This window comes from Brevibacillus choshinensis (assembly GCF_016811915.1).
Classification (GTDB): domain Bacteria; phylum Bacillota; class Bacilli; order Brevibacillales; family Brevibacillaceae; genus Brevibacillus; species Brevibacillus choshinensis_A.
This window is the reverse complement of record NZ_CP069127.1, coordinates 4,669,299-4,692,458: the sequence shown is the minus strand read 5'-3', so window position 1 is coordinate 4,692,458 and position 23,160 is coordinate 4,669,299. Positions and strand designations below refer to the sequence as shown.

Below are 23,160 nucleotides of genomic sequence, written 5' to 3'. Positions count from 1 at the left end.
ATGGAACATATAAAAATTTTTTAACATGTAACCCATCAATCATGGAGAAGGAAGGGACAGGATCGATGACGAACAATCGAAAACACCAGCAAAGCCGTTACTGGATTGGAGTTGTATCTGCTTCTCACGTAAAACTGGGGGTGCATGGCGGATTCGCACAGCTCTGCCATGGCAAGTCGGCACCATTGCGGCGGATGTCTGCAAATGATTGGTTGATATACTACTCTCCACGAACGGACTTGTCGAGGGGAGAGGCGCTTCAAGCATTTACCGCCATTGGTCTTGTTGCGGATGACAGAGTCTACGAATATCCGATGTCAGAATCCTTTGTGCCATATCGTCGGAATATCCGCTATCTCCCGTGTCGCGAAGTGAAGATTACCGACCTATTGGACCAGCTTACCTTTACACGTGGGAATCGAAATTGGGGGTACAACTTCCGCTTTGGCCATTTTGAGATCGGGTTCGAGGATTTTCGGATGATTGCTGAAGCAATGCTTGGCGATACGGATAACATTCAACCTATTTCGAAGTCAGATCATAAAGCGAGCCGCCTTCAATCAGGTTGTATTCCGTATTGAAAGCGCAGGTTTACTGCTCTCCATGATGGCGACCGCTTGTTGGGGGGAAGACTGTTTCTGAGCACACAAAGAGCACCAGCCAATTAGGGCCGGTGCTCTTGCTATCTGCTAGTGTTTAACGCGAAAGAGAGGAATACACCTTATCCAAGTAAGCGACGGCTGCTTCTTCTGCATCTGCTTTTCGTTTGATTCGGCTGATACGGTCCCGCAAATCCCGATACAACGTAATCGTGGTTTTAAGCGCGTGATAGCAGTTGTTGGCGGAATGGCTGGGGACGGTTTCTTTCAACGCATCGGCAAACTCGCTTGAGAACTCCTCCAACCTTCTGACGCCATTGGGGTGGCGGCCTTTCAAATGAAGGATGCAGGGGCCGATCACGCTTCGTCGCAGGAAAGTAATCGTGTCAATCACTTCGTAGAGTTCTCCTCTACCGAGCTTCGCTGCTCCGTAATGGACCCATATCCAAAACCTATCTTCCGTCCACTGAGGGTCAATAGACGGATAAACCGGCACAGTGCTCTCGATGGTTTCCGTGATCCTGCGTCCCCTCTCCCAGAGAACAAGCGGGTTCTCCACGCGGGTTTCGAGTTCACGCACCGTGATGAACTTCAAGTCCACATGGAGCGGCTCGGGTCCGTACAGGCAAATGACAAGCCGTGGTTCTCCCACGTGTCCCCCGTAAAGGCGGATAAGAGTTGGCCAAGCTCTTGAGCGATTAGGAGACGCTGATTCATTACCTCGTCCCGGCAATCGGCATCGTCAACGGTTTGAAGGAGAGTCTGGAGTCTCCAGCTATGCGTTGGTATGTTCAATCCAATCATTCCGTAATACAGAAAACATGATCAAGTCAACTAACTGACCCTTTGATTTCTCATATTGTCGCAGTGTGCCTTCTTCGACAAAATGTAATTTTTTTAAGACCTTTAGTGAGTTTATGTTTTCAGGCTCAACCTTTGCTTCGATTCTATTTAAGCCTAGCTCATGAAAGCCAAAAGAAATTAATGATTGTAAGGCTTCAGGAATATAACCATTTCCCCAAAAGGGGTAACCAAGGTCGTAACCAATTTCCGTTCTTTCATTTTCGAAATCAAAATAATTGAAACCACACGAGCCTATAACTTGACTGGTATGCTTTAGAAGAATTGTCCAACGGCATGCTTTTTGTTCAACGCTAAGTTTTTGAAGAAGTAAAATCATTTGTTCAGCCTGCGTAACCTCTGAAAACGTTTCAATGTTCATATGTTTTGAAACATTAGGGTCGGACCAAAAGGTAAATAACGAAGGCGCATCATTGAGTTCGATTGGTCTAAGTAATAATCTTTGGGTTTCTAAATGTTTCATTTCCATAAAATTACCTCCCCATTTGTTGATCTGAATGGAATCGTAATTTTTACCTGGGCATCATTCAGTCCTTTCAATAAAAAGAGAGTGTGAAACAATTTCCAGTTTATCAAATTTTTCGTTGCAAGGTAGGAAGAATGGAGTGGATCATCTTGTTGAAACCAAAGGGAACCGCAAGATTCAGGACGGCTCGCAAATAGGGAAAAGTGCCAGCTTCTGCTAGGGAGGCAGACCTGTACTCTCACCATTCTTCTACAAAACCGCATGAATGGCTCCAATAAATGGGCTGTGGAGAGGGTTTGCCAAGTTTGCTATTATCGCTTACAATACTGAATAAAGATTCAGTATAGAACGGTTCCGATTTGGCGTACAAAACGAATCGAGTGGGAGGAGCAGGTGTGAACAAAAAGAAACAGCAAACCGAGCATACGAAAAAGAAGATCGCTGATGCTGCCAGAGCTTTATTTGTACAAAAAGGCTACAAAGCCACATCCATCGAAGAAATTGTGAAAGCGACTGGATGCAGCGCGGGCAACATCTATTATCATTTCAAAAGCAAGGAAGGGCTATTTTTACATCTGATTGAAGATTGGAACCGGGAATGGGAAGAAACATGGTTGACCAAAGAAAAGCTATACCCGACAACGATCGATAAATTGTACGGCATGGCCGAGCATCTGGCTCTTGATCAATTGAATCATCCGCTAACCAAAGCGGTGGATGAGTTTTTCAATAACGCAGAGAAAGCTACGGATGTAGTGGAGCGGATCAATGAAATGGTGAAAGGCTATCTTGACTTTAATCAGCAGCTGCTGCAAAAAGGGGTCGAAAACGGCGAATTTGAAAGCACGAATGTTGCCGGACTCGCCGTGATCTTGGACAGCTTGATGGCTGGATTATGTCAGCATACCCAAAGAATGAATCGGGAGGAAGCGCTGGCGGCTTACCGGTTGGCTATGGATGTGTTTTTGCACGGAATTGTCAAAAACCCTAGGTAGCCCCTTTTTTTGTATCAATCTAGAATGTTTATTCGGTATTTGTGCAGCATTGGAGGAATAAAGAATGGCGCTACTCGTAAAAAATCGGGGAGCATTGCTGATCCTTATGCTCAATCTGTTTCTTGTTTTTACGGGGATCGGCCTGGTCATACCGATTATGCCGAAGTTTATGGAGAGTTTGGGAATTACCGGGGGGATCATCGGCCTGTTGGTCGCGGCCTTTTCGCTGACGCAGCTGCTCTTTTCGCCCTTGGCCGGCAGATTGTCTGATTCATTCGGACGAAAAAGGATGATTGTCATCGGGATGCTCGTGTTTGCCCTCTCAGAATGGCTGTTCGGGCTAGCCAGCTCCTCCTGGTTGCTTTTTATTTCCAGGTTGCTGGGGGGCATCAGTGCCGCGATGATCATGCCAGCTGTCATGGCTTATGCTGCGGATGTCACAACGACAGAAGAACGCGCAACCGGGATGGGGTATATTACCGCAGCCATTACGACAGGTTTTATCATTGGGCCAGGCATTGGCGGCTATATTGCTGAATTTGGGATCCGGGTGCCCTTTTATAGCGCCGCTGTTGCGGGAGTGATCGCTGGATGCATCACATTGGTGATCCTGCAGGAATCTCTCCCTGCAAAAGAAGATGAAGCGGAATCTTCATCTCCAGAAAAGCAACAGGGCAGCCTCCTTATGCAATTGAGGTTTGCCTACCGGGAGCCCTATTTTTTAAGCTTGATCATCGTTTTTGTCATGACTTTCGGGCTGGCGAATTTTGAAACGGTGTTTGGATTGTTTGTCGATCATAAATTCGGGTTTGAGCCGAAAGATATTGCCTTTATCATTACATTCGGTTCCATAGCCGGCGCTGTGGTCCAGCTTACAGCCTTTAGCTGGATATTGAATCGTTTTGGCGAGGATCGTGTCATTTCGGTCTGCCTTCTCTTTGCTGGGGTTTTTATTCTGTTGACGCTTTTCGTCCACACATTCTGGATGATTTTTGCCGTTACGTTCATCATATTTCTGGCGATCGACATATTGCGTCCCGCCATCAGTACGCAGCTTTCAATGGTGGCCCGGGATCAACAAGGCTATGTCGCCGGTCTCAACTCAGCCTTTACCAGTCTCGGCAATATTATCGGGCCTATCGTAGCGGGATATTTGTTCGATCTGGATATTGATTATCCGTATACGATTGCATGTATCATCTTGATCGTTTGTTTCGTTTTAACTCTCAGAGAGAAAAAAAGCAGACTGCAAAAAGGGACTTCCTGAACAGCGTCCCTTATCATGGAAGCATAAAAAAGGTGCCATCGCGATCGGTTTCGCAATGGCACCTTTCTTATGCTTGAATGGCGGAATTCGTTTTTGCATCCACATGCTTTTTGATTTTGACCGCCATGAGTGAAGCGAAGAAACAGACAAAGCCCACGATCATGAAGGCTTCGGAGTACGTGCCGAGCCAGTCGCGCATGACGCCTGCCCCATAAGCCGCGGCGGAAGCCCCTACCTGGTGGGCAACGACGATCCAGCCAAAGATCATTCCTGACTTCTCTTTGCCAAACACTTGACTGGACAGCTTGGCAGTCGGCGGTACAGTCGCGATCCAGTCCAAGCCGTAGAATACGGAGAAGATGATGAGCATCGTCGGCGTGGAATCCAGGGCATACGGCAAGAACAGCAAGGACAAGCCGCGCAGTCCGTAGTACCAGAACAGGAGCCAGCGGTTGTCAAAGCGATCCGACAGCCAGCCGGAGATCGTCGTGCCGACAAGATCGAACAATCCCATCAAGGCGAGCAAGCCAGCGGCCGTCACTTCCGGTAGACCAAAATCTCCACAGGCGGCGATAAGATGAGTACCGATAAGGCCATTCGTGGAAAAACCGCAGAAGAAGAAGGTCCCCGAGAGCAACCAGAAGGTAGAATTTTCCATGGCATAACGCAGAATTTGCAGGGGGGCCAAAAAGATGTTGCCGGTAAATGGTGTAGGCGGCACGACTTCCTCGGTTCCATAAGGAGCAGCGCCTACGTCTGATGGGTGGTTTCGCATCCAGATCGCGACTGCTGCCAAGACGAGGATCAGGACAACGACAGTCGTTGCAATCGCGTATCTCCAGCCCAAGTCCGTTGTCAGCTTCGCCATCAAAGGCAGAAAGATCAATTGACCGGTAGCGGCACTGGCAGTCAACATGCCTACGACGAGCCCTTTGCTTTTGACAAACCACAGATTACTTACGGTCACACCCAAAACGTTGGCCATCATCCCAGTAGCAAGACCGGAGACAAGACCCCAAAGAAGCTCAAATTGCCACAGTGCGGTCATAAAAGGAGTAGCGGCCAAACTGAGGGCTAGCACGGCGAGAGACAGGACGACGACTTTGCGGACGCCGAAGCGCAAGAGCAAAGCAGCGGAGAAAGGCCCGACCAGGCCGTACAGAAAGATCCCCATGGAGAGAACGCTGGAGATGCTTCCCCGGCTCCATCCAAACTCATCCTGAAAAGGGACCAGCAAAATACTAGGCAACGATCGGATCCCTGCGGATACCAAAAGAGTGACAAAGGTCAGCAGGACAATGATCCAGCCGTAGTACATGCGGGATTTGGGCTTGAAGCCATTTTGCGCATTCAGAGAATCCATACATACACCCCACGCTTTATAATTTTGTTTGTACATACAAAGGTAAAAAGAATCGTCAGCTGGTTATTTTTCCAGCAGCTTGCTAGATGACGTCAAGTACACAGTCAACAGATCACTGAGCTCTTTGCCAAGGATCTCCTCGTAGTTCTGCTTCAGCCTTTTGGAAGCTTGGCGAAGAGTCGGTCCCAGCTCTATACCCTTCTCGGTCGGGTATACCATGACGGTCTTTCCGTGAACTTTACGCTCCACGAGCTGCTTGGTCTCAAGCTTGTCGACGAAACGGGTCAGTGTCGAAGGAGTAATGGACAGCTTTTCGGAAAGCTCCTTTTGAGTAATGCCTGGGGATCCAATCACAAGACGAATGAGATATCCGTAAGCGGGCGTCAATCCTGTGGTGGCAAACGCCTCGTCGGCCATGCGCGTAATCGCCCGACTCAGACGGTTGGTGGTAAAGTACAGGCAGTCTTGAAGAAAAGACTCATCTTTTTCAGGTTCTTGATTCATTGGGTGGGTCATCTTCTTTCCTCCACGTGGGGTAGGCTTGATGAATTTCTATTTTGTATGTACAACAAATAATAAGAGCAACGATTCGATCTGTCAATCAGGAAAGTTACATTTTGTGGGAAGAAAGTTTTTTAGCGATGTAGCAAGAGAGGGGAGAGCTTGAAGAAAAGGCTCATTCCCCCTGTTCATGTGGAGAAGTGAGCCTTTTTGTTTTAGTCGGTGGTATAACCGTATTCGTCGGAGGGTTCTCACAGGCTGACCTTCCCGAAAGCGAAAAGATTCCTTGGGGCAGAGTCATGACCAAGGAACCGTACCTGTTATAGCATGGCAAGAACGCGAATTAGTAACCACTAGCACAAAACGATTATTCTGTATGGCGTGGTCTGGGCGGGGATACTTCTTGTAGAAGGTCCATAGATAACAACGAGATCGCGGTTCGCCGGGTTTTTCGTAAATAGTTGCCCATTTGTTAACACCATTTGGGTAGACGGAGAAATATGTAGTTGCAATTGCCCGTCACTGCTAACCAACTGACTATTAAAATAATCTACTTTTACATTCTGAAAGGAGCTGTGTTTTACCATGACAAGTGCTTGATATTGTGGAGGGTATATAAAAGGAACAGGTGCATTCCCATCATAGTATCCAGTTACGAGATCGCCTATTGCGACCATTGCATGGTCAACAAAGTAAGTTGCAGGTGACACGACGAAATGAACGATTGCTCCCGTTCCGTTTTCTACAGCTATGAATTTATAACAGCCTTCCCCTTCCCCATTTTGCCCTGTCATAAAATCGCTTATCATAGTAACGGTCCCCTGAAAAGAGAGGAAAGTAATCACCTAAATACCCCCATCGTTTCTAGCTAGGCTAACTTCAAACTAATTTATGTGAAATGGCCGAGATAGGTGAACGCCATCATTTGTCTTTGCTTGGTCCTTTTTCTTCCTGTTGCTGGTGAACCGGCAGTCTCGTCAGGCAAGGAGGCAGATAGATGAACAAGTATCCAGAAATGGCATGATATGGTACCGTAGAAAATGGCACCAGCCATATCACAGCTTGAAGAAGGGGGTGAACGTAAAACGAACGGGGAGTCTCGTTTAATGAACACGAATATATGTAATCATTACATTTACGATAGGAGTAGATGATCCATTAGTGAATTGATCGTAAACAAGCTTCGGGCTGCTGGTTGTGTTTTCGCAGAAGATGAGGCCAAATTGCTGATCTCAGCAGCACGGACAGCTGCCGAGCTCGAGGAGATGGTAAACAGGCGAATAGCAGGCTTGCCCCTCGAACACATTCTCGGTTGGGCCGAGTTCTGTGGTCTGAGGATAGCCGTGGACGCTGGGGTTTTCGTACCACGTCAACGCACCGAGTTTCTAGTCCGCCAAGCTATCGCCTTGGCACGGTCAGGAGCAGTAGTGGTAGACCTGTGCTCTGGATCGGGTGCGTTGGGTGCCGTTCTAGCCGCAAATTTCGAGCGGATCGAGTTGCATGCAGTGGACATCGATCCCGACGCAGTAAGGTGTGCTCTAAAGAACGTGTCTATGGCCGGTGGTCACGTCTATGTAGGCGATCTTTATGAGCCTCTGCCCGCCACATTGCGGAACAGCGTCGATATCCTGGTAGCGAATGCCCCCTACGTACCAACCGAGTCAATCAGGCTGCTTCCGCCTGAGGCCAGAATATATGAAGGACCAGTGGCGCTGAATGGGGGTAAAGACGGACTTGACATCATACGGCGGGTGGCAGACGAGGCGGCGCTTTGGCTCGTTCCGGGCGGTCACTTGTTGGTCGAGACGAGTGAGCGTCAGGTGCCGCTAACCGTCGAAATCTTCTCGCGAAACGGGTTAACTCCGCGAGTGGCAACTGATCAAGAACTTGAAGCTACCATCGTGATCGGAACAAGAACCTAGCTTGTTTCGAAAGGGGGTTATCTATCTGAATTGAGCCTTCGTTCGATGAGCGGGCAAGCACAATTTCAGAGCAGAGAAAAAAACAGGCCATTAATCCCTGGCCTGTGATTGAAGGACATTGTCCCAGTGCCTTATTGATTTTTGAATCTGGTTGATCTCGTTACTGATAGCTCTTCGCACAATTTTGGGGTAATCCTTTTTCTGCTCTTGTAATAGCTGGTCGAGGTCATCGATGTAACCTTCGAGCCGTTGTTTCGCAAGCTCTGTTCGTGACATGAAATCCCACCGCCTTTTTTGAATGATTGAAACTATAATAACAACTTTCAGAAAGATTTTCATCAACACGGATGTAATAGATTGACAGCGTTCGATTGAATCAGTTTAAAGACAAAAGGACCCCCCCTAGATGCATCTGTCTAGGGGGGCGCTGTTTTCCTGCTAAAGCGGATCCATGATCAATGCCCGTCGGTATTTCCATCATGCAACCGGATGGCATAAGAACGAAGGGGGCTGCTCTTACGGAAAACACGGAAGATGTATCCGCACAAACCACCTATGAAAGCGGGAAGCAGCCAGCCTAAGCCTACCTCGTAAAAGGGAAGGTACTGAGTGAACATATTTTGAATGACAGCGATGTGCAATCCGGCCGCATTCAATCCATCGAACAAACTGATGATAAAGGTGAAAAGCAAGCTTCCTTGATATACCTCGGGCCAACCACGAAATGCTTTGTGCAGAAATGTTAAGAACAATAGTGAGATAGCAATGGGGTACATCGTCATTAAGATCGGAACAGATACCTTGATTAGCTCCGTTAATCCGATATTTGCGACAATTGCACTGAAAACCGATAAAACCACGGCAATTTTTTTGTATGAGATGCTCGGAAACAACAGATGGAAAAAGGAAGAGCACGCCGTTATGAGCCCTACACTGGTTGTCAAGCACGCCACTGTAATCATGAATCCCAATAAAACGGCACCATAGGAACCGAAATAATAATTCGAAACCTTCGCCAAAACCTCAGCCCCGTTTTCCAAATGGCCCAATTTTTCCACACTAGAAGCACCCATATAGGAAAGAGCCGAATAAAAAAGAACGAGGAGCGTACCTGCGATCATCGTCGCCTTTGCACACGTGGCCAATATCTGTTTTTTGGTCGTTACTCCTTTTTCCTTAATGGCATTCACGATAATGATCCCGAAAACAAAAGCGACGAGAGCATCCAGGGTTAAATAGCCTTCTTGAAAGCCTTTGAAAAATACATGTTTCGTGTAATCCTCAGACGGGGCTTGCAGAGCTCCAATGGGACGGATCACTGCTGTCAAGACAATAAATCCGATAAAAGTCAATTTGATTGGCGTTAAAATTTTCCCGACCACGTTGATGATTTTACCAGGATTGAGTGATAAGAGACAGGCAGTGGCAAAAAACAAAATAGTGAAAAGAATGAGCGGGAGGGAGCCAGCCGATTCAGATAGGAATGGCTTGACCCCAATTTCAAAAGATACATTGCCAGACCGAGGGATAGCGAAAAATGGACCGATGGCCAAATAAAGAATAACCGTGAATACCATGCCGAATAACGGGTGGACACGATTCGCTAACGAACGTAAATCGTCTTGGCCGGAATAAACAAAAGCAGTGATCGCCAGGAGCGGCAATCCCACGCCCGTAACTAAAAAGCCTGCATTGGCCAGCCATACATTTGTTCCTGCCAATTGACCCAGCATAGGTGGAAAGATCAAATTACCGGCTCCAAAAAACAATGCAAACAACATGAATCCTATAATGACAACAAAAGAAAACGGCACTTTTTGTGACATAAAAAACCTCCTATCAGCCTTAACCTTGAAGCTATGAAATACCGTTCGGCTGACTGCGAAAAATTCAAATTTTACTGTCAATTAACGTTCGGCATTATGAACAGACATCCATTATAGATCCTTTATGGAAACATTACAATTTCAGTATTTGGGAGACGAACCTATTCTAGTGAATGCTGGAGGATTGGGGGTCGAAGCTGCGATTTTCTCCATGTCTGCCGATTGTTCTTCTGAAGCTGCCGCCATGTTACAATAGGAATTACGGGTCTTTTTGAATAGGAGGTAATCATGTATAAAGTTGGGGTTATCGGTCCTCATTCATCGATAGAACGTATTCTGCATCTGGGAAAAGAATATGAGCCGACCATGGAATTCGTCGCTTTTCCTTACCGCGACTTTCAGGAGACGGAAGGGATTGTCCGGGAGAACGACCATGCTGTCGATGTCTGGCTTTTTTCGGGTCAGATTTCTTACATGGTAGCGAAAAACACACTGCAAGCAGATGAAAAGCTAGTCTACATTCAGCATACAGAATCGGGTATCTATAAAAGCCTTTTGCATATGGGGTACTATCAGCACGAATTTTTAAGCAAAGTAAGCATCGACGAGATTACGACCTCGCACCTGGAGCAGGCTCTGCAGCAAATTGAGATCACTCCCCAGGATGTCTATGTGAAGACGTTTGATGAGAAATCGAGCACACGAGAGCTCATCGATTTCCATCTGGAATTGTACCTAAGCGAAAAAACGAAGGGCGCTTTGACTTGTTTCGAGGCAGTCGCAGTGGCGCTGACAGAGGCGGGTGTGCCGACCTACCGAATATCCAGTACGGACATGGAGATTCGGCAAGCGTTGCGCATTCTTGCCGAGAAGAGGCGGACCTTTTTCTATAAAGATACGCAGATTGGCGTTCAAATGGTGGAAATCGAGCATTTTGACAAGATCAGCGAAAAGGCGAAAAGCTCCTACCAGCTGCAGTTCTTTGAAATGAAGGTAAAAGAAACGCTGCTGCGGTATTGTGAGAAGCTGGATGGATCCTTGCTTGAAAAAGGAAACGGGCGATATGTGATCTTCAGTTCTCGTGGAGCGATCGAACGGGAAATCAAAGTGCTTCAGGATACGGTCAGTCAGCTTTCAGAGGAAGCGGATCATACGGTCAGTGTAGGAGTCGGGTACGGAGTGACGTACCATTCCGCTGAGATCAATGCGCAGCGGGCTCTGCAGCTGTCAAAGGAAAAGGATGAACATGGGATCGTGATCATTCGTGAGGACGGAACCATCATTCAATCCGCAGGGGAGGAGGAGGAACTCAGCTTCTCTTACCGTTTTGATGACAAAGATCTGATGGAAAAACTGAAAAGCGTCAAAATGAGCGTCAAAAACTATCATAAGCTAACCGCATTGATCAAGAGGATGAATTGGAATGACTTCACGGTCAAAGATGTAGCTGCTCATCTGTATTGGGATGAACGGAATGCGCGGCGGTTCATGGGAAGTCTTTGTGAAGTGGATTTGGCGGAATATATTGGGGAAGAGTCCTTTTCAACGAGGGGAAGGCCGGGAAAAAGATATCGCTTGAAATAACCATTCATCATCTGGATGGTTATTTTTATTTTCTTACTATTTCGCATTGAAAAATAAGAATGATTCAAATATAATTCATTTAGTTCATTTACCCTTTTATTACCCTAAATTAACTTTCGCTCATGCTTGGGGTTGAGTTCTTAGGGGCGGCTTCACAAAATACGAGAAAGGAGTCTACCTGTCATTCTGAATAGAGTTGCCTACACAACGTGAAGAGAGAGGTAATTTCATGGATCAAGAACAATACTTGAAAAAGAAAATGGGATTTTGGTCTCTTACGGCACTTTCTCTCGGGGGAATTATCGGATCGAGCTGGCTGTTTGGTCCATGGGCTACGGCGAAGCTGGCGGGACCTGCCGCTATTCTTTCCTGGCTGATCGGTGCAGTCGTGATTACTTTCATCGCGATGGTGTATGCCGAACTGGGAAGGGTCAAGCCCGAATCAGGCGGATTAGGGCGCTACCCGCTCTATTCTCATGGAAGCATGCTGGCGACCGTGACCAGCTACTCGATTTGGCTCGGCTACTGTGCGACGGCACCCGTGGAATCGGCTGGGGTGATTCAGTACGCCAATCAGTTTTGGCCAGGGCTCTATGATGTAGCTACTGAAAAACTGACGACAACGGGCATTTTGGCTGCAACCGTCCTGATGATCTTCTTTGTCGTATTCAACTATTTCGGGGTAAAGCTGTTCGCGGTCACAAACACGGTCATTACCGTCATCAAATTTGTCGTGCCCGTCCTCACAATTCTGGCGTTTTTCATGACAGGCTTCCATGCAGAGAACTTCACGAGCCAAGGATTCGCACCGAACGGCTACAGCGCCGGCTTAAGTGCCATCCTCACAAGCGGAATTTTCTTTGCTTACACCGGTTTTGGCAACGTTATCATGATGAGCGGAGAAGTGGTCAATCCGCGGAGAAACATCCCGTTGGCGCTGATTGCCTCTCTCGTCGTAGCGGCGATCATGTATGTGCTGCTGCAAGTCGTCTTTATCGGCGCGGTTCCACCTGAGATGCTGGCGAATGGCTGGAGCGGAATCAAATTTGATTCTCCGTTTGCCAATCTGGCCATGATTGCCAATATGGTTTGGCTGTCCTGGATCATTACCGCGGATGCCATGATATCTCCGACTGGCTCTGCGCTTGCGTATACAGCGGGAACCTCCCGCCATGTGTTCGGAATGGCGAAAAGCGGATTTTTGCCAGGGTACTTCGGTGTGATCAATAAACGCTTTGGTGTCCCGACTCGCGCCCTCGCTTTCAATTTTGTCATCGGACTCTTATTCTTGTTCCCGTTGAAGAGCTGGACGGCGATCGTCGCCATCGTGGGAGCGATCGGGATCTACAAGTACGCTTCTGCCTGCGTAACCGTCATGGTATTCCGCAAGGTTGGCCTGACGAAAGACAAAGGCCTGCCGGGCATGAGCGTGATCGCACCTCTGGCCTTTGTGTTCGCGACGCTTCTGATTTATTGGACGAAGTGGAGCAAGGTGCAGCTGGGCATTACGGGTCTGATCATCGGAGTGGGATGTTACTTGATCGTCCATTTTATCCGGAAGCATAAAACAGAAGAGATCCTTGGCGGATTGTACCTGATTGTGTATATCCTCATGCTGATCGCTTTGTCCTATCTGGGCAATTTCGGTGGTATCGGCATTCTTCCTGAGCCATACATGTCGCTGATTGCAGCAGTGGCCGGATTTGCCTTTTACTACCTGGCTGTCTATAACGGGGTGTGGTACATGCGCAAAAAAGGGAACGTGGCAGAGCTGGAGGAAAGCATCACGAATCCATCGTAAACACGAATGGGAGAAAAGGAGAGCAGGGCTATGAAGCTTTGGGGTGGCCGTTTTCGAAAAGAAGAAAACAAGCTCATGGAGGACTTCAACAGTTCTCTCCATGTGGATCAAAGACTGTATGCGGAGGATATCAAAGGGAGCATCGCCCACGTCAACATGCTGATGCATAGCGGTCTGCTCACCCAGCAGGAGGGAGAGGAGATTGTCAAAGGGCTCATCTCCATTCTCGAAGATATCGAAGCGGGAGCATTGCCGATCGATGGAAATTTTGAAGATATCCATAGCTTTGTAGAAGCAAATCTGACGGAGCGGATCGGAAGCACCGCAAAAAAACTCCATACCGCACGCAGCAGAAATGACCAGGTGGCGGTGGATATCCGTCTCTACGCGAAACGCAAGGCGCAGGAGGTCATCCAGGCGATCGAAGACCTGAAGCAAAGCCTGCAAGACAAGGCAAGAGAAAACAATGTCATCATGCCTGGCTACACGCATCTGCAGCGAGCGCAGGTCGTCACCTTCCAGCACCATTTGCTGGCGTACGATCAGATGCTGAAGCGCGACAAGCAAAGAGTGGAAAACGCAATCGAGATCATGAATGAAAGCCCTCTTGGCTGCGGAGCTTTGGCTGGTACCACGCATACCATTGACAGAGATATGACGGCCGAAGAGCTTGGATTCGCAAAGCCGGTCGACAACTTCCTGGATGGGGTAAGCGATCGCGATTATTTGCTGGAGCTGATGTCTGGCTTCTCCATCCTCATGATGCATCTGAGCCGATTGAGTGAAGAGCTGATTTTGTGGAGCAGTCAGGAATTCAGATTCATCCAGATCGATGATGCGTACTCGACGGGCAGCAGCATTATGCCGCAAAAGAAAAATCCGGACGCTGCCGAGCTCATTCGTGGAAAAACGGGCCGGGTGTACGGCTCATTGACTTCGCTGCTCACCACGATGAAAGGCTTGCCGCTCGCGTACAACAAAGACATGCAGGAAGACAAGGAGCCTTTCTTCGATGCCTTGGATACCGTCCTATCGTGCCTGGCGATCATGTCCAGGATGATCGCGACGATGAAGGTCAATCACGAAAACATGAAGAGGGCTGTGAAGGAAGGCTTCCTGAATGCAACAGAGGTAGCGGATTATTTGGTCAGCAAAGGGGTCGCATTTCGGGATGCGCACAGCATCGTCGGTTCCATCGTGATTTATTGCGAGGATCATCAGAAAGCGATCGAAGAGTTGACTCTGGAAGAATTGAAGCAGATCAGTTCCTTTATCGATGATGACATCTACGCGTTCATCGATTATCCGAGCATCTTGAACAAAGGAATCAAGGTAGGCCTGCTGCGCTGATCGAACGGGGTCAGTGAAACCATTCATGACGGGGAGACGTATACCTGTAAAAGGAATGGGGGAATTTGACTATGGGCCTGTTCGATTTCTTGTTTTCCAGAAGCAAATGCTTGATCTATACGGCTTTTGGCAGCGAGGAATACATCCGGGTGGTTCAGAAGCTAACGGCGGCTGGGGTTTCGTTTCGGACCAGGTCGCACTACGACCACCAGCGTCTTCGAGGATCCTTCCCGACCTTTCCGGCAAAGGATTTTACGCAGTACGATATTTATGTTGCCAAGGAAGACGAGTACAAGGCCCAGGCAGCCATTCATAGCAGGTAAACGACAGCAAGGGACGGAGCGACTTACCCAGCCTATTCATGGGGGAGTCGCTTTTTCTTTTCGGAGAGCCGGCAGATGCTCGGCCGATCATTAGCGTTCTATGCGAGCGGACTACAGCTTGTATATAATGGAAGGATGGGATCATGCAGTCTTTTAAAGGGAGAGAGAATGATGAGCGTAATGGATTTGTTGAAAAGCAGAAGAGCTGTGCGGAATTATTTGCCCAAAGAGGTCGAGACGGAAAAAATTCAAGCGCTGCTGGAGAGTGCTGTCCTCGCTCCGAACGATCGACTGCGTCAGCCATGGCATTTTTATGTGATTCGCGGAGAGGCCAAGGAACGGTTCGAGGCGATCGCCCAGGAATTTTTGCTGGAGCGCTTTCCGACTAAGCCCCACCTCGTCAAGGAATCGTTAGCCGTACTGGAAAAAACGCCGTTGGTCATTGTCGCGACAGCGGACATCATCCCCGGTGACGAGGCATCGTCGGAAGATAATGAATATGCGGTATGCTGCGCCATTCACTCCATGTGGCTGGCAGCAAAAGAACTCGGTCTCGGCATGGTGTGGCGCACGAGAGGTGTGGGCTTGGTGCGGGACGAGCGGTTGATGAAGTTCCTCGGATCGCCTGAGAACAAAAAGGTAGTCGGCACGCTGTTTATCGGATATCCGGAGGCTGAGGTCCCGGCTACCGCTCGTGAAGAGGTGGACAAGAAGACGACGTGGCTGTAAAAAAGGAAGGATGCGGAACCATGACAGGAGTGGTTCCGTATTCTTTGGTTTGGCACGCTGCCAGAGAAAAAACGGAGGAGACGTTGTGCAAATGCAGCGTCACACATGGATATGCGCGTAGATCGATTGCTTGCCATGCTGCTCATGATATCCAAAAAAGGGATGGTCACAGGCAAAGAGCTTGCGGAGCATTTTGAGGTATCCTTGCGCACGATTTACCGGGATATCGAGAAAATAAGCGAAGCAGGCATTCCGGTCGCCTCCGTCGGCGGAAGGGGCGGGGGCTATTCCATCATGGAAAACTATACGGTGGACAATTTATTTTTAAACAAAGAGGAAGCTCATACTTTCATGGCGGTCATGGATCAACTGAACTTTGAATTTGGGAAGAGCGAGAAGTTCCATGCTATGTCGTTGAAGATCGAGAATACGTTCAAGCAAGAGCGAAGCCATCCAGACAAATGGAGCATTGCGATGTCTCCGTTCAGCATGAAGCATGAATGGAAGGAGCATGTTTCTTTGCTGAGCAAGGCCATCGAAGAGGATAAATTGGTCGTGTTCGACTACATCAACAGAAACCTGGAGTATTTCCAGCGGACTGTAGAGCCGCTTCAAATTGCATATTCCCAAGGTCAATGGTACTTGTTTGCTTTTTGCAGAGAACGGAACGACTACAGAAGGTTCAAGCTCGTGCGGATCAAGAATTTGAAGCTGGGCAGCCCTTTTGTGAAAAAAGAGATCTCAAAGGAGCAAATTCAGAAGATCATCCAGGATAGCTATCAACGCCACAGCATCACCGTCACCTTGCAGTTTACCCGCCGCATGGGCGAGCAGCTAAGCGAGTATTTTTCAAAGGATTGCATTCATCAGACAGAAAATGGCCAATTCGTCGTAGTGGATCAATTTCCCTATGAAGAAGGGCTGCTCAAATTCATATTAGGTTTTGGAAAGGAATGCCAGGTCGTCGAGCCCGATTATTTGAGGAAAGAACTAAAAGAATATGTAAAAGAAATGCTGCTCCCGTACAATGACTGACAGATAGGTGTCAGTCATTTTGTTTTATAGTGGGTGTACAACATCCGTTATGAACCAGAAGGAGGAACACGTATGCACAAGCAGGAGCTATCTGATGGAATTGTCCTTTATACTTTCAATCCGGATCCAGGCAAACACGTTGGTTTCACCATCACGGCTTTGATAGAGGGAAATCAAGCGATTCTCATCGATACGGCCTATGAAAATCAAGCAAGGGAAGTGTATCAGGATCTTGAAGGCAGAGGGATCGCCGTCAAAAGCGTTATCCTTTCCCATTTCCATCCCGATCATATCAATGGCTTGAAAGCATTGCCTGAGGTACCGTTATACGGAAGTGTTCATTATCAAACCACACTCGATCAGTGGACGAAAAAGGAAGACCATCCCACTTTCACGCCATCGGTCGTAGTGGAAGACACTCTTTCGATCCGCTTTGGGCGACATACGCTGACGTTGTCTCTTTTTCCAGGGCATGCCCCATGCAGCATTCTGGTAAACATCAACGACGAGTATGTGCATATCGGAGACGAATTGCTTTTTTCCAATCAGGGTGAGCCTTTATTGCCATCGGTAGATTTTCACAGCTCGGTGAAGAGGCATTTTGATTCGTTAACGAAACTGAAGGATTACAGTCACTATACGCTGATCCCCAGTCATGGGGCCGTGATTAGCGGAAAACAGAAGATCGAGAAGGATATTGCGAATCGAATCGCTTATCTTCGCGCCATCCTTGGTAGCAGCGAGGAAATTTCTTATGAAGAAGCAACAAGAGAATGCGATTGCACCTTTTTACATAGCGAGTGGCACAAAAATGCTTATCGTTGAAGCGATAGCAGGGAAGCGGTGATCGTGGAGATGTAAATCGAGAGGATGAGCGGATGGTGGATGAGAGAAGAATGGCGTTGATTCGGGACTTGCAGCGCTTGGAGGAGGAGCATTACCAGCTTCGAGAAGGAGAGGAGCTGCAAGGCTTTGTGACACAGCTTTTGCACTACATCGGCGATCCCGATCCGCATTTGCGCGACGAGCTGATCTATCCGACCTTTCAAGCGTGGATTGCGGAGCAGAAGCGATTTACGGGGAGGGAACTGACGACATTGCTGGAAGCTCTGACGGATGATCAGCATTTGTTCTATCAAATCGGGAACGAGAAGGACGAGTCGGTATTTACACGGACGTTTTCAGTCCTGCCGATCGCATTGATTCTGCAGCGCCATAGGAAGCAGCCCTTTTTGGAGCAAAAGGAGTTTGACCGTTTGAAGCACGCGCTGCTCCGGTACTATCGGGAAGAAAAAGACCTGCGCGGCTATGTGACAGATGGCGGCTGGGCTCACGGAGCGTCCCACGGTGCGGATGCGCTGGATGAGCTGATCCAGTGCCCGGAGAGTGACGCAGCCGTGCAGCTGGAGGTGCTCGACGCTGTCAAAGGAATGCTGCAGAATGATAGAGCGATTTTCTGCGACGAAGATGATGAGCGGATGGCGACGATTGTGGATACCATGATCGACCAAAACCTGCTTTCCCAAAACGAGCTGGCTGATTGGATCGAGGGCCTAGCAGATTGCAGTGAATGGCCCAGAAGCCGCAGTCAGCGGATCGCCTGCGTGAACAGCAAGAACTTTCTGCGCAGCCTTTATTTCAGAAGAGGAGTGGAGGATGACAGGAAGGGTCTGGCGGCAGCGATGCTGTCGTCCGAGGAGAGATTGAATAGGTATGCCATCAGGTAGACATTGCTCAGGAAAATATCGAGCAGGTGCAAAACTGTGGAAATTTTTGAAAATCAATGATCCGAATGGTAAAATCAAAATACGGATGATCGCGATTTTTGACAGCCATCATAATCAGCTAAGGCCAGCCTAACACAATCACGCGTGTACGGACTGGCCTTTTTCATGCGCTTGCACTCGGATCAAAGCAGGCAGGGAAACTCACATGTGGCTGGAACAGAGAGGAGCAGGAAGATGAATTTTACCATGAAGGAAGCCATTGAGATTCTGGAGCGAACACCGCAGACGTTGGCGTTTTTTCTTTCTGGCCTATCGGAAGGATGGGTCACGTGCAACGAAGGAGAGGGCACCTGGAATGCATCGGAGGTGATCGACCATCTCATCGAAGGGGAGAACAACAATTGGCTGCCCAGGCTGGCTTTCATTTTGCAGGAGGGGGAAGGTCGTCCATTCCCGCGCTTTGATCGCTATTCCCATTTGAATCAGAAAGAAGAGCGAACCATGGAGCAAAAGCTGCAGGAATTCAAGAACGTTCGTGCACAGAACATCGCCAAGCTCAAGACTCTCATCGATCCTGCCGTTCATCTCGAATGGACTGGTTCGCACCCGGCATTTGGCCCTGTGAAGGTGAGAGAGCTGATCTCAACGTGGGCGGTGCACGATCTCACGCACATCGCACAGATCGTCAGGGTCATGGCCGAGCGATATAGAACGGACGTCGGGCCGTGGGTGGAGTATTTGGGGATCTTGAAAAAACGCAGCTGAACAGAAAATAGGTACGGCTTGCAAATGTATGCGTGGACTCCCATTCCGTGTGACGCAGCGATGAGAGGGGCCGTCTAGAGGTGTTTGCACGCGAACAGCCCCTTTCGAGTAAAAGGAAAGGGGCTGTACTGAATGAATGCGTTTTTAAAAGGGAGTTGATTTTCATGTACGCCTACCTGGAGGAGCTGTCGGTCAACGCCTGGCCGGCACTTGAGACAATGGTCGACGATGGCTGGCTGCTGCGCTTTGCAGACGGATATACGAAACGAGCGAACGCGGTCTACCCACTCTATGAACCGAAGACACAAGCCTTGGAGGCACGAATAGCTTCCTGTGAAAGACATTACAGCAGCAAGCGGCTTCCCACGATTTTCAAGCTGACACCGTACTCTTCCCCCGCAGGTCTGGACAGTCTGCTGGCACAAAAAGGGTACGAGCTGCACGCGGATACATGTGTTCAAATCGCTTCGTTGTCCGGAATGGAATCCCCATCCATTCGGACGGTTCGACTCGATGCGAAGCTCACACAGGAATGGGTGAACGCCTTTTGCCTCCTGTCCGGCAAGGATGAAAAAGAAAAGCAGACGATGTCACATACGCTCGGAAAAATTATCCCCGCCACCTGTTATGCCGCCTTGTACCAGGAGGGGGAGGTCGTCGCCTGCGGCCTTGGCGTCTTGGAGAGAGGGCACATTGGACTCTATGATATTGTGACGGCTCCTGCCTACCGCAATCGCGGGTATGGGAAACAGCTCATTTTGAACATGCTTGAATGGGGAGCCAGGCATGGCGCGGAATATTCCTACCTGCAAGTCTTGCAGGATAATGAACCCGCGCTGCGTCTCTATGAAAAGCTGGGGTACAAGGAAGTCTATTCGTACTGGTATCGCATCAAGACGGTTCCATTCTGATAGCTGACAAGCCATGAATGGGGATCTTGTCCGGTGCGATCGCATCGCGTCTGCCGGCGATCAGGCGATGCTTTGCATACAGAGGATTGCGAGGGTAGAGACTGGCGTCAAACTGCAGACTCGCTTCCTTGGCGATCGTCTCGAGCGGCACTTGATAGGTGACGAGCCGTGCGTATTCACAGCGATCCGAGGAACGCTCCGGGCTCTGCCGGATGAGAAACGAGAGGCATGTCACCTGCTGATCGTCCCCTACATACTGGACCGTTTTCCAAAAGCCGAACGGGACGCGCACCCCGCAGCCTGGCTCGCCTCTTACGCCGCAGTATTCTTCATCGTCATCCCTGTGAATCGGTCCGGTGAGAATGACCAGCCGTTTTGCAGACTGCAATCGCTGAATCACCCAGTCTTCCAGGCAGTTCCAGATGCCGGTGTTGAAGTTATGATATTGCAAGGCGATGTTGGCGTAGCAGAACGAGTCGTAATTGGCGCGCTTCGCTTCTTGGCGATCTCCCCAGCAAATATCTCTGCGGCGGGTGAGATGTCCTTTGTCGTAATCGTTTTGTGCGTAAAACTCGGGGCCGACCTGATTTTCCCTCCCGATGCGGTCATCAAAATGCCAGGAGGAGTTGTCGCGAGGAACTTCCCGTGCCTGGCTGATGTCCACGTTTGCAGCAGAAAAAATAGCGAATCGGGTGTTTTGGTTCATGACGATCGAGAAGTGAGTGAAGTCAAATACGGCAGCGTCGTCCAGCGCATGGGAAGCGACGCGCCCCTGCGGCACGGGTAGTGGAATGCGGTGCTTTTCGCTGAGAAAAAAAGGATCGTAGCCAGTCTTCATGAGTCCTCTCCTCCTTGGGAAATAGCCTGTCACCACGCGCGAAACATTGTGCGAATATTCAGTTGTAACCGCATTATACTAGAATCATGCAACCCGGCACACAGTCGCTCGCACTATTGGAAGTGAGGACAAAAAGCCCAAAAGAAGGGGAGATGGATAAATCGCCCTGCAGCATGCGAGAGAGAGCCTCCATCTTGCGCAAAGCACCATCAGCAGCGCCACGAAGCTGTCGGCAGACATCGCGACACAACTTTCAACCTTGAATCAGTACACGTTTGACTGGCTGAAGGACGCGCATGACAAATACGTCGTGAAAGACTTCGGCAAAGTCTTTGAAAAATACATTCACAACTACATCGTCAGCCATGGCGAAAAAAGCCCTTTCGGCACCGCACCCGCACATTATTTCGTGTGAGGACTGCACGTAGCCGGGGGGCTTTTTCGCGTGTCTATTCTTTTTGCAAAAGCTTGTAGATTTTCAAGGCCAGCTGAATCTGCAAGAGCTCCTCGGAATGCTTGAGGTCCGTGCCGAGAATCTCCTTGATCTTATCCATGCGGTAGATGAACGTATTGCGGTGAATGAACAGGGCTTTTGCCGCTTCACTCACATTTTGATTGTGGGCGAAATAGCTCTCCAGCGTCGTCATGAAGCTCGTATACAGACTGAGATCGTGTTCGTGCACTTTGCCTAGCCGCTTGAGAAAGAAATCCTCCAGCTCGCTGGCCTTGATATTGGATTCGAGAAAATGATAGATGGAATAGTCCTCGAAATGAGAGACGGATCTTTTTCCATCGAACTTATGCATCAGCCGGATCGCTTCATGTGCTTCGGAAAAGCTTTTGTGCAACGAAGTGATCGTCTTGTACTGACGGCCGATCCCGAGGGAGAAGGTCGTTTTTTTGATTTTTGCCAGCAGGGTTTCATACAGCTCGTCAGCAAACTGCTTGGCCTCACCGATCGTGATCACGGGTCTGTTTTCGTGCTGCCCGACGAGGACGATTATCCGGTTGTTCCGATAAAAGCATAGGATGTCGCCTTTGGAGGAGCTGCTTTTCTCGTAGATGAGATCGACGCATTTTTTGGCGATGTGGTCCTGCTCGTATTTGCGGACAACCATATCCTCCAGACTGCCAGGCACTTCCGGTTCGATCGTAATCACCATGCAGTAGTACATGTAGCTCGCGTTGATGCCGTGCAAATCGCATAAAGGCTGGATGGAATCGATCGACGTCAGCTTTCCGGTGAGAAGATCATCAAAAAAGTCCTGCCGGATCGTCAGCTTGACCTCCTCGATCTCCCGCGATCGTATCCGCTCCAATGCCAGAATGGTAGAGGATTGCTCCAGGACGATGTAGTCAAACTCGGTCAATTCCCGCACCGTTTGCCACACGATGATATAGCCGTAAATGTAGTTGGCGACCGCGACAGGCAAAATGCGGCACTTGATTTCGCGGCCTTTGGAATGATAGATGCGCTTGACCGATTTTTTGATCTGGCTGATGTTGCGCGGAATCGTATCGGTAAATTCCTTGGTGAACACGGGATGATTTTTCGCCAAATGCAGGCAGGAGGCTAGCGGCACAGGATTGTCCGCTACTTCCGTGTAATGCAGCAGGTTCCAGTCTCGGTCCAAAAAGAGAATCGGGTTGTTGATGGTGTCAGACAGCTCGGCGGAAACGCGGTCGATCCCGCCGCCCTCCAGCGCAATGCGAAACAAGGAATTGTGCATGTCCAGTGATTTGCGATTGAGCAGGTCATATCTTCCCGATGCCTTTTCATTGATGATCGCGATCACTTTGGACAAGGTGTACTCAAACGGCAGGGCCAAGAGCGGAAGCCCGTACTGATTGGCAAGATCGATCATGTTTTGCGGGATCTCATCGAAGTAGCGGTGCATCTTGATGCACAGGCCGGAGCAGTTGATTTCCGCGAGCTCCTTGATGATTCGGTTCTGGAGCTCTACGTTGTCTTTGAAGATATAACCGGTGGACAAGAGCAGCTCGTTTGGCGTCAGCCAGTCGAAGGCATCGGGATTTTCCATGATGTTGACGATGGAAACGACGTTGTTGATTCCTCGTTCCCCTGCGATGATACGCATGCCGTCAATCGATTTGATCTGGAGCAAGTCTTTGATCGTCAGCATAGAAGCCCTCCTTTTGCGGCTCTCGCTTGTTTTCAATAATTGTGCACGGTGCATAATGAAGCCCAATCATTTTTAGTTTGGATACACAATGACGAGCGTTCGGATCCTGTCTACAATAAGGCTGCAGGGGTTTATGCCCGCTATTTTACCCGG

23 protein-coding genes are annotated in these 23,160 nt (G+C 49.0%); 15 read left to right on the top strand and 8 right to left on the bottom strand.

What is annotated here, in order from left to right; all coding sequences use genetic code 11:
* The first annotated feature begins 65 nt into the window (after positions 1-65).
* The gene (locus JNE38_RS23525) at positions 66-581 is read left to right on the top strand and encodes an EVE domain-containing protein (RefSeq protein WP_203353534.1); all 516 of its coding nucleotides are present in this window, start codon (positions 66-68) and stop codon (positions 579-581) included.
* Between the two features lie 115 nt (positions 582-696).
* Here JNE38_RS23525 and JNE38_RS23520 read toward each other — a convergent pair whose 3' ends face one another.
* Entirely contained in the window at positions 697-1,251 is a 555-nt protein-coding gene (locus tag JNE38_RS23520) for a hypothetical protein (RefSeq protein WP_203353533.1), read from the bottom strand.
* 123 nt (positions 1,252-1,374) lie between these two features.
* Positions 1,375-1,923, bottom strand: coding sequence for a GNAT family N-acetyltransferase (locus JNE38_RS23515; protein ID WP_203357715.1), 549 nt, complete (start codon positions 1,921-1,923; stop codon positions 1,375-1,377).
* Between the two features lie 398 nt (positions 1,924-2,321).
* Between JNE38_RS23515 and JNE38_RS23510 the strand changes: the two genes are divergently transcribed.
* Together JNE38_RS23510 and JNE38_RS23505 are read left to right on the top strand one after the other, a co-directional pair.
* Positions 2,322-2,921 carry a TetR/AcrR family transcriptional regulator gene (locus tag JNE38_RS23510; protein WP_203353532.1) on the top strand — a complete coding sequence of 200 codons (600 nt, stop codon included), beginning with the start codon at positions 2,322-2,324 and terminating at the stop codon, positions 2,919-2,921.
* A gap of 64 nt (positions 2,922-2,985) precedes the next feature.
* A complete protein-coding gene (locus JNE38_RS23505) occupies positions 2,986-4,188 on the top strand; it encodes an MFS transporter (RefSeq protein ID WP_203353531.1) in 1,203 nt (400 codons plus the stop codon).
* A 67-nt stretch (positions 4,189-4,255) separates the two neighbouring features.
* Here the strand turns inward: JNE38_RS23505 and JNE38_RS23500 are convergent, their stop codons facing one another.
* The 3 genes from JNE38_RS23500 to JNE38_RS23490 all read right to left on the bottom strand — a co-directional run bounded on the left by JNE38_RS23500 (position 4,256) and on the right by JNE38_RS23490 (position 6,897).
* Complete coding sequence (locus JNE38_RS23500) at positions 4,256-5,551, bottom strand: MFS transporter (RefSeq protein WP_203353530.1); 1,296 nt, start codon at positions 5,549-5,551, stop codon at positions 4,256-4,258.
* 63 nt (positions 5,552-5,614) lie between these two features.
* On the bottom strand, positions 5,615-6,067 hold the full coding sequence (locus tag JNE38_RS23495; RefSeq protein WP_203353529.1) for a MarR family winged helix-turn-helix transcriptional regulator: 453 nt from the start codon (positions 6,065-6,067) through the stop codon (positions 5,615-5,617).
* 338 nt (positions 6,068-6,405) lie between these two features.
* Entirely contained in the window at positions 6,406-6,897 is a 492-nt protein-coding gene (locus JNE38_RS23490) for a hypothetical protein (protein WP_203353528.1), read from the bottom strand.
* Between the two features lie 312 nt (positions 6,898-7,209).
* Here JNE38_RS23490 and JNE38_RS23485 point away from each other — a divergent pair, with 312 nt between their 5' ends.
* On the top strand, positions 7,210-7,974 hold the full coding sequence (locus JNE38_RS23485) for a putative protein N(5)-glutamine methyltransferase (protein ID WP_203357714.1): 765 nt from the start codon (positions 7,210-7,212) through the stop codon (positions 7,972-7,974).
* Positions 7,975-8,429: 455 nt separating this feature from the next.
* Here the strand turns inward: JNE38_RS23485 and brnQ are convergent, their stop codons facing one another.
* Complete coding sequence (gene brnQ / locus JNE38_RS23480; protein ID WP_203357713.1) at positions 8,430-9,800, bottom strand: branched-chain amino acid transport system II carrier protein; 1,371 nt, start codon at positions 9,798-9,800, stop codon at positions 8,430-8,432.
* 288 nt (positions 9,801-10,088) lie between these two features.
* Between brnQ and JNE38_RS23475 the strand changes: the two genes are divergently transcribed.
* From JNE38_RS23475 to JNE38_RS23430, 10 genes are all read left to right on the top strand, one after another.
* Entirely contained in the window at positions 10,089-11,384 is a 1,296-nt protein-coding gene (locus JNE38_RS23475; protein WP_203353527.1) for a hypothetical protein, read from the top strand.
* A 229-nt stretch (positions 11,385-11,613) separates the two neighbouring features.
* Positions 11,614-13,185 carry an APC family permease gene (locus tag JNE38_RS23470; RefSeq protein ID WP_203353526.1) on the top strand — a complete coding sequence of 524 codons (1,572 nt, stop codon included), beginning with the start codon at positions 11,614-11,616 and terminating at the stop codon, positions 13,183-13,185.
* A 30-nt stretch (positions 13,186-13,215) separates the two neighbouring features.
* The gene (gene argH / locus JNE38_RS23465; protein ID WP_203353525.1) at positions 13,216-14,535 is read left to right on the top strand and encodes an argininosuccinate lyase; all 1,320 of its coding nucleotides are present in this window, start codon (positions 13,216-13,218) and stop codon (positions 14,533-14,535) included.
* 71 nt (positions 14,536-14,606) lie between these two features.
* A complete protein-coding gene (locus JNE38_RS23460) occupies positions 14,607-14,858 on the top strand; it encodes a hypothetical protein (protein ID WP_203353524.1) in 252 nt (83 codons plus the stop codon).
* Positions 14,859-15,029: 171 nt separating this feature from the next.
* Complete coding sequence (locus JNE38_RS23455) at positions 15,030-15,587, top strand: nitroreductase family protein (RefSeq protein WP_203357712.1); 558 nt, start codon at positions 15,030-15,032, stop codon at positions 15,585-15,587.
* Positions 15,588-15,692: 105 nt separating this feature from the next.
* Positions 15,693-16,622: a helix-turn-helix transcriptional regulator gene (locus JNE38_RS23450; protein ID WP_238933434.1), complete on the top strand. Its 930-nt coding sequence runs from the start codon at positions 15,693-15,695 to the stop codon at positions 16,620-16,622.
* Positions 16,623-16,694: 72 nt separating this feature from the next.
* Positions 16,695-17,447, top strand: a complete 753-nt coding sequence (locus tag JNE38_RS23445) for an MBL fold metallo-hydrolase (RefSeq protein WP_203353523.1) — start codon at positions 16,695-16,697, stop codon at positions 17,445-17,447.
* A gap of 56 nt (positions 17,448-17,503) precedes the next feature.
* Entirely contained in the window at positions 17,504-18,349 is an 846-nt protein-coding gene (locus JNE38_RS23440) for a DUF2785 domain-containing protein (protein WP_428993736.1), read from the top strand.
* A gap of 234 nt (positions 18,350-18,583) precedes the next feature.
* On the top strand, positions 18,584-19,114 hold the full coding sequence (locus JNE38_RS23435) for a DinB family protein (RefSeq protein ID WP_203353522.1): 531 nt from the start codon (positions 18,584-18,586) through the stop codon (positions 19,112-19,114).
* Positions 19,115-19,278: 164 nt separating this feature from the next.
* The gene (locus tag JNE38_RS23430; protein WP_203353521.1) at positions 19,279-20,025 is read left to right on the top strand and encodes a GNAT family N-acetyltransferase; all 747 of its coding nucleotides are present in this window, start codon (positions 19,279-19,281) and stop codon (positions 20,023-20,025) included.
* Here JNE38_RS23430 and JNE38_RS23425 read toward each other — a convergent pair.
* Complete coding sequence (locus JNE38_RS23425; protein WP_203353520.1) at positions 20,006-20,863, bottom strand: DNA/RNA non-specific endonuclease; 858 nt, start codon at positions 20,861-20,863, stop codon at positions 20,006-20,008. The two genes, JNE38_RS23430 and JNE38_RS23425, sit on opposite strands and share 20 nt — an antisense overlap.
* 160 nt (positions 20,864-21,023) lie before the next feature.
* On the opposite strand from JNE38_RS23425, the gene JNE38_RS23420 reads away from it, so the two are divergent.
* Entirely contained in the window at positions 21,024-21,278 is a 255-nt protein-coding gene (locus JNE38_RS23420) for a YvbH-like oligomerization domain-containing protein (protein ID WP_203357709.1), read from the top strand.
* Between the two features lie 34 nt (positions 21,279-21,312).
* On the opposite strand, the gene JNE38_RS23415 is transcribed toward JNE38_RS23420, so the two are convergent.
* Positions 21,313-23,007, bottom strand: a complete 1,695-nt coding sequence (locus tag JNE38_RS23415; RefSeq protein WP_203353519.1) for a PucR family transcriptional regulator — start codon at positions 23,005-23,007, stop codon at positions 21,313-21,315.
* Positions 23,008-23,160: the final 153 nt, after the last annotated feature.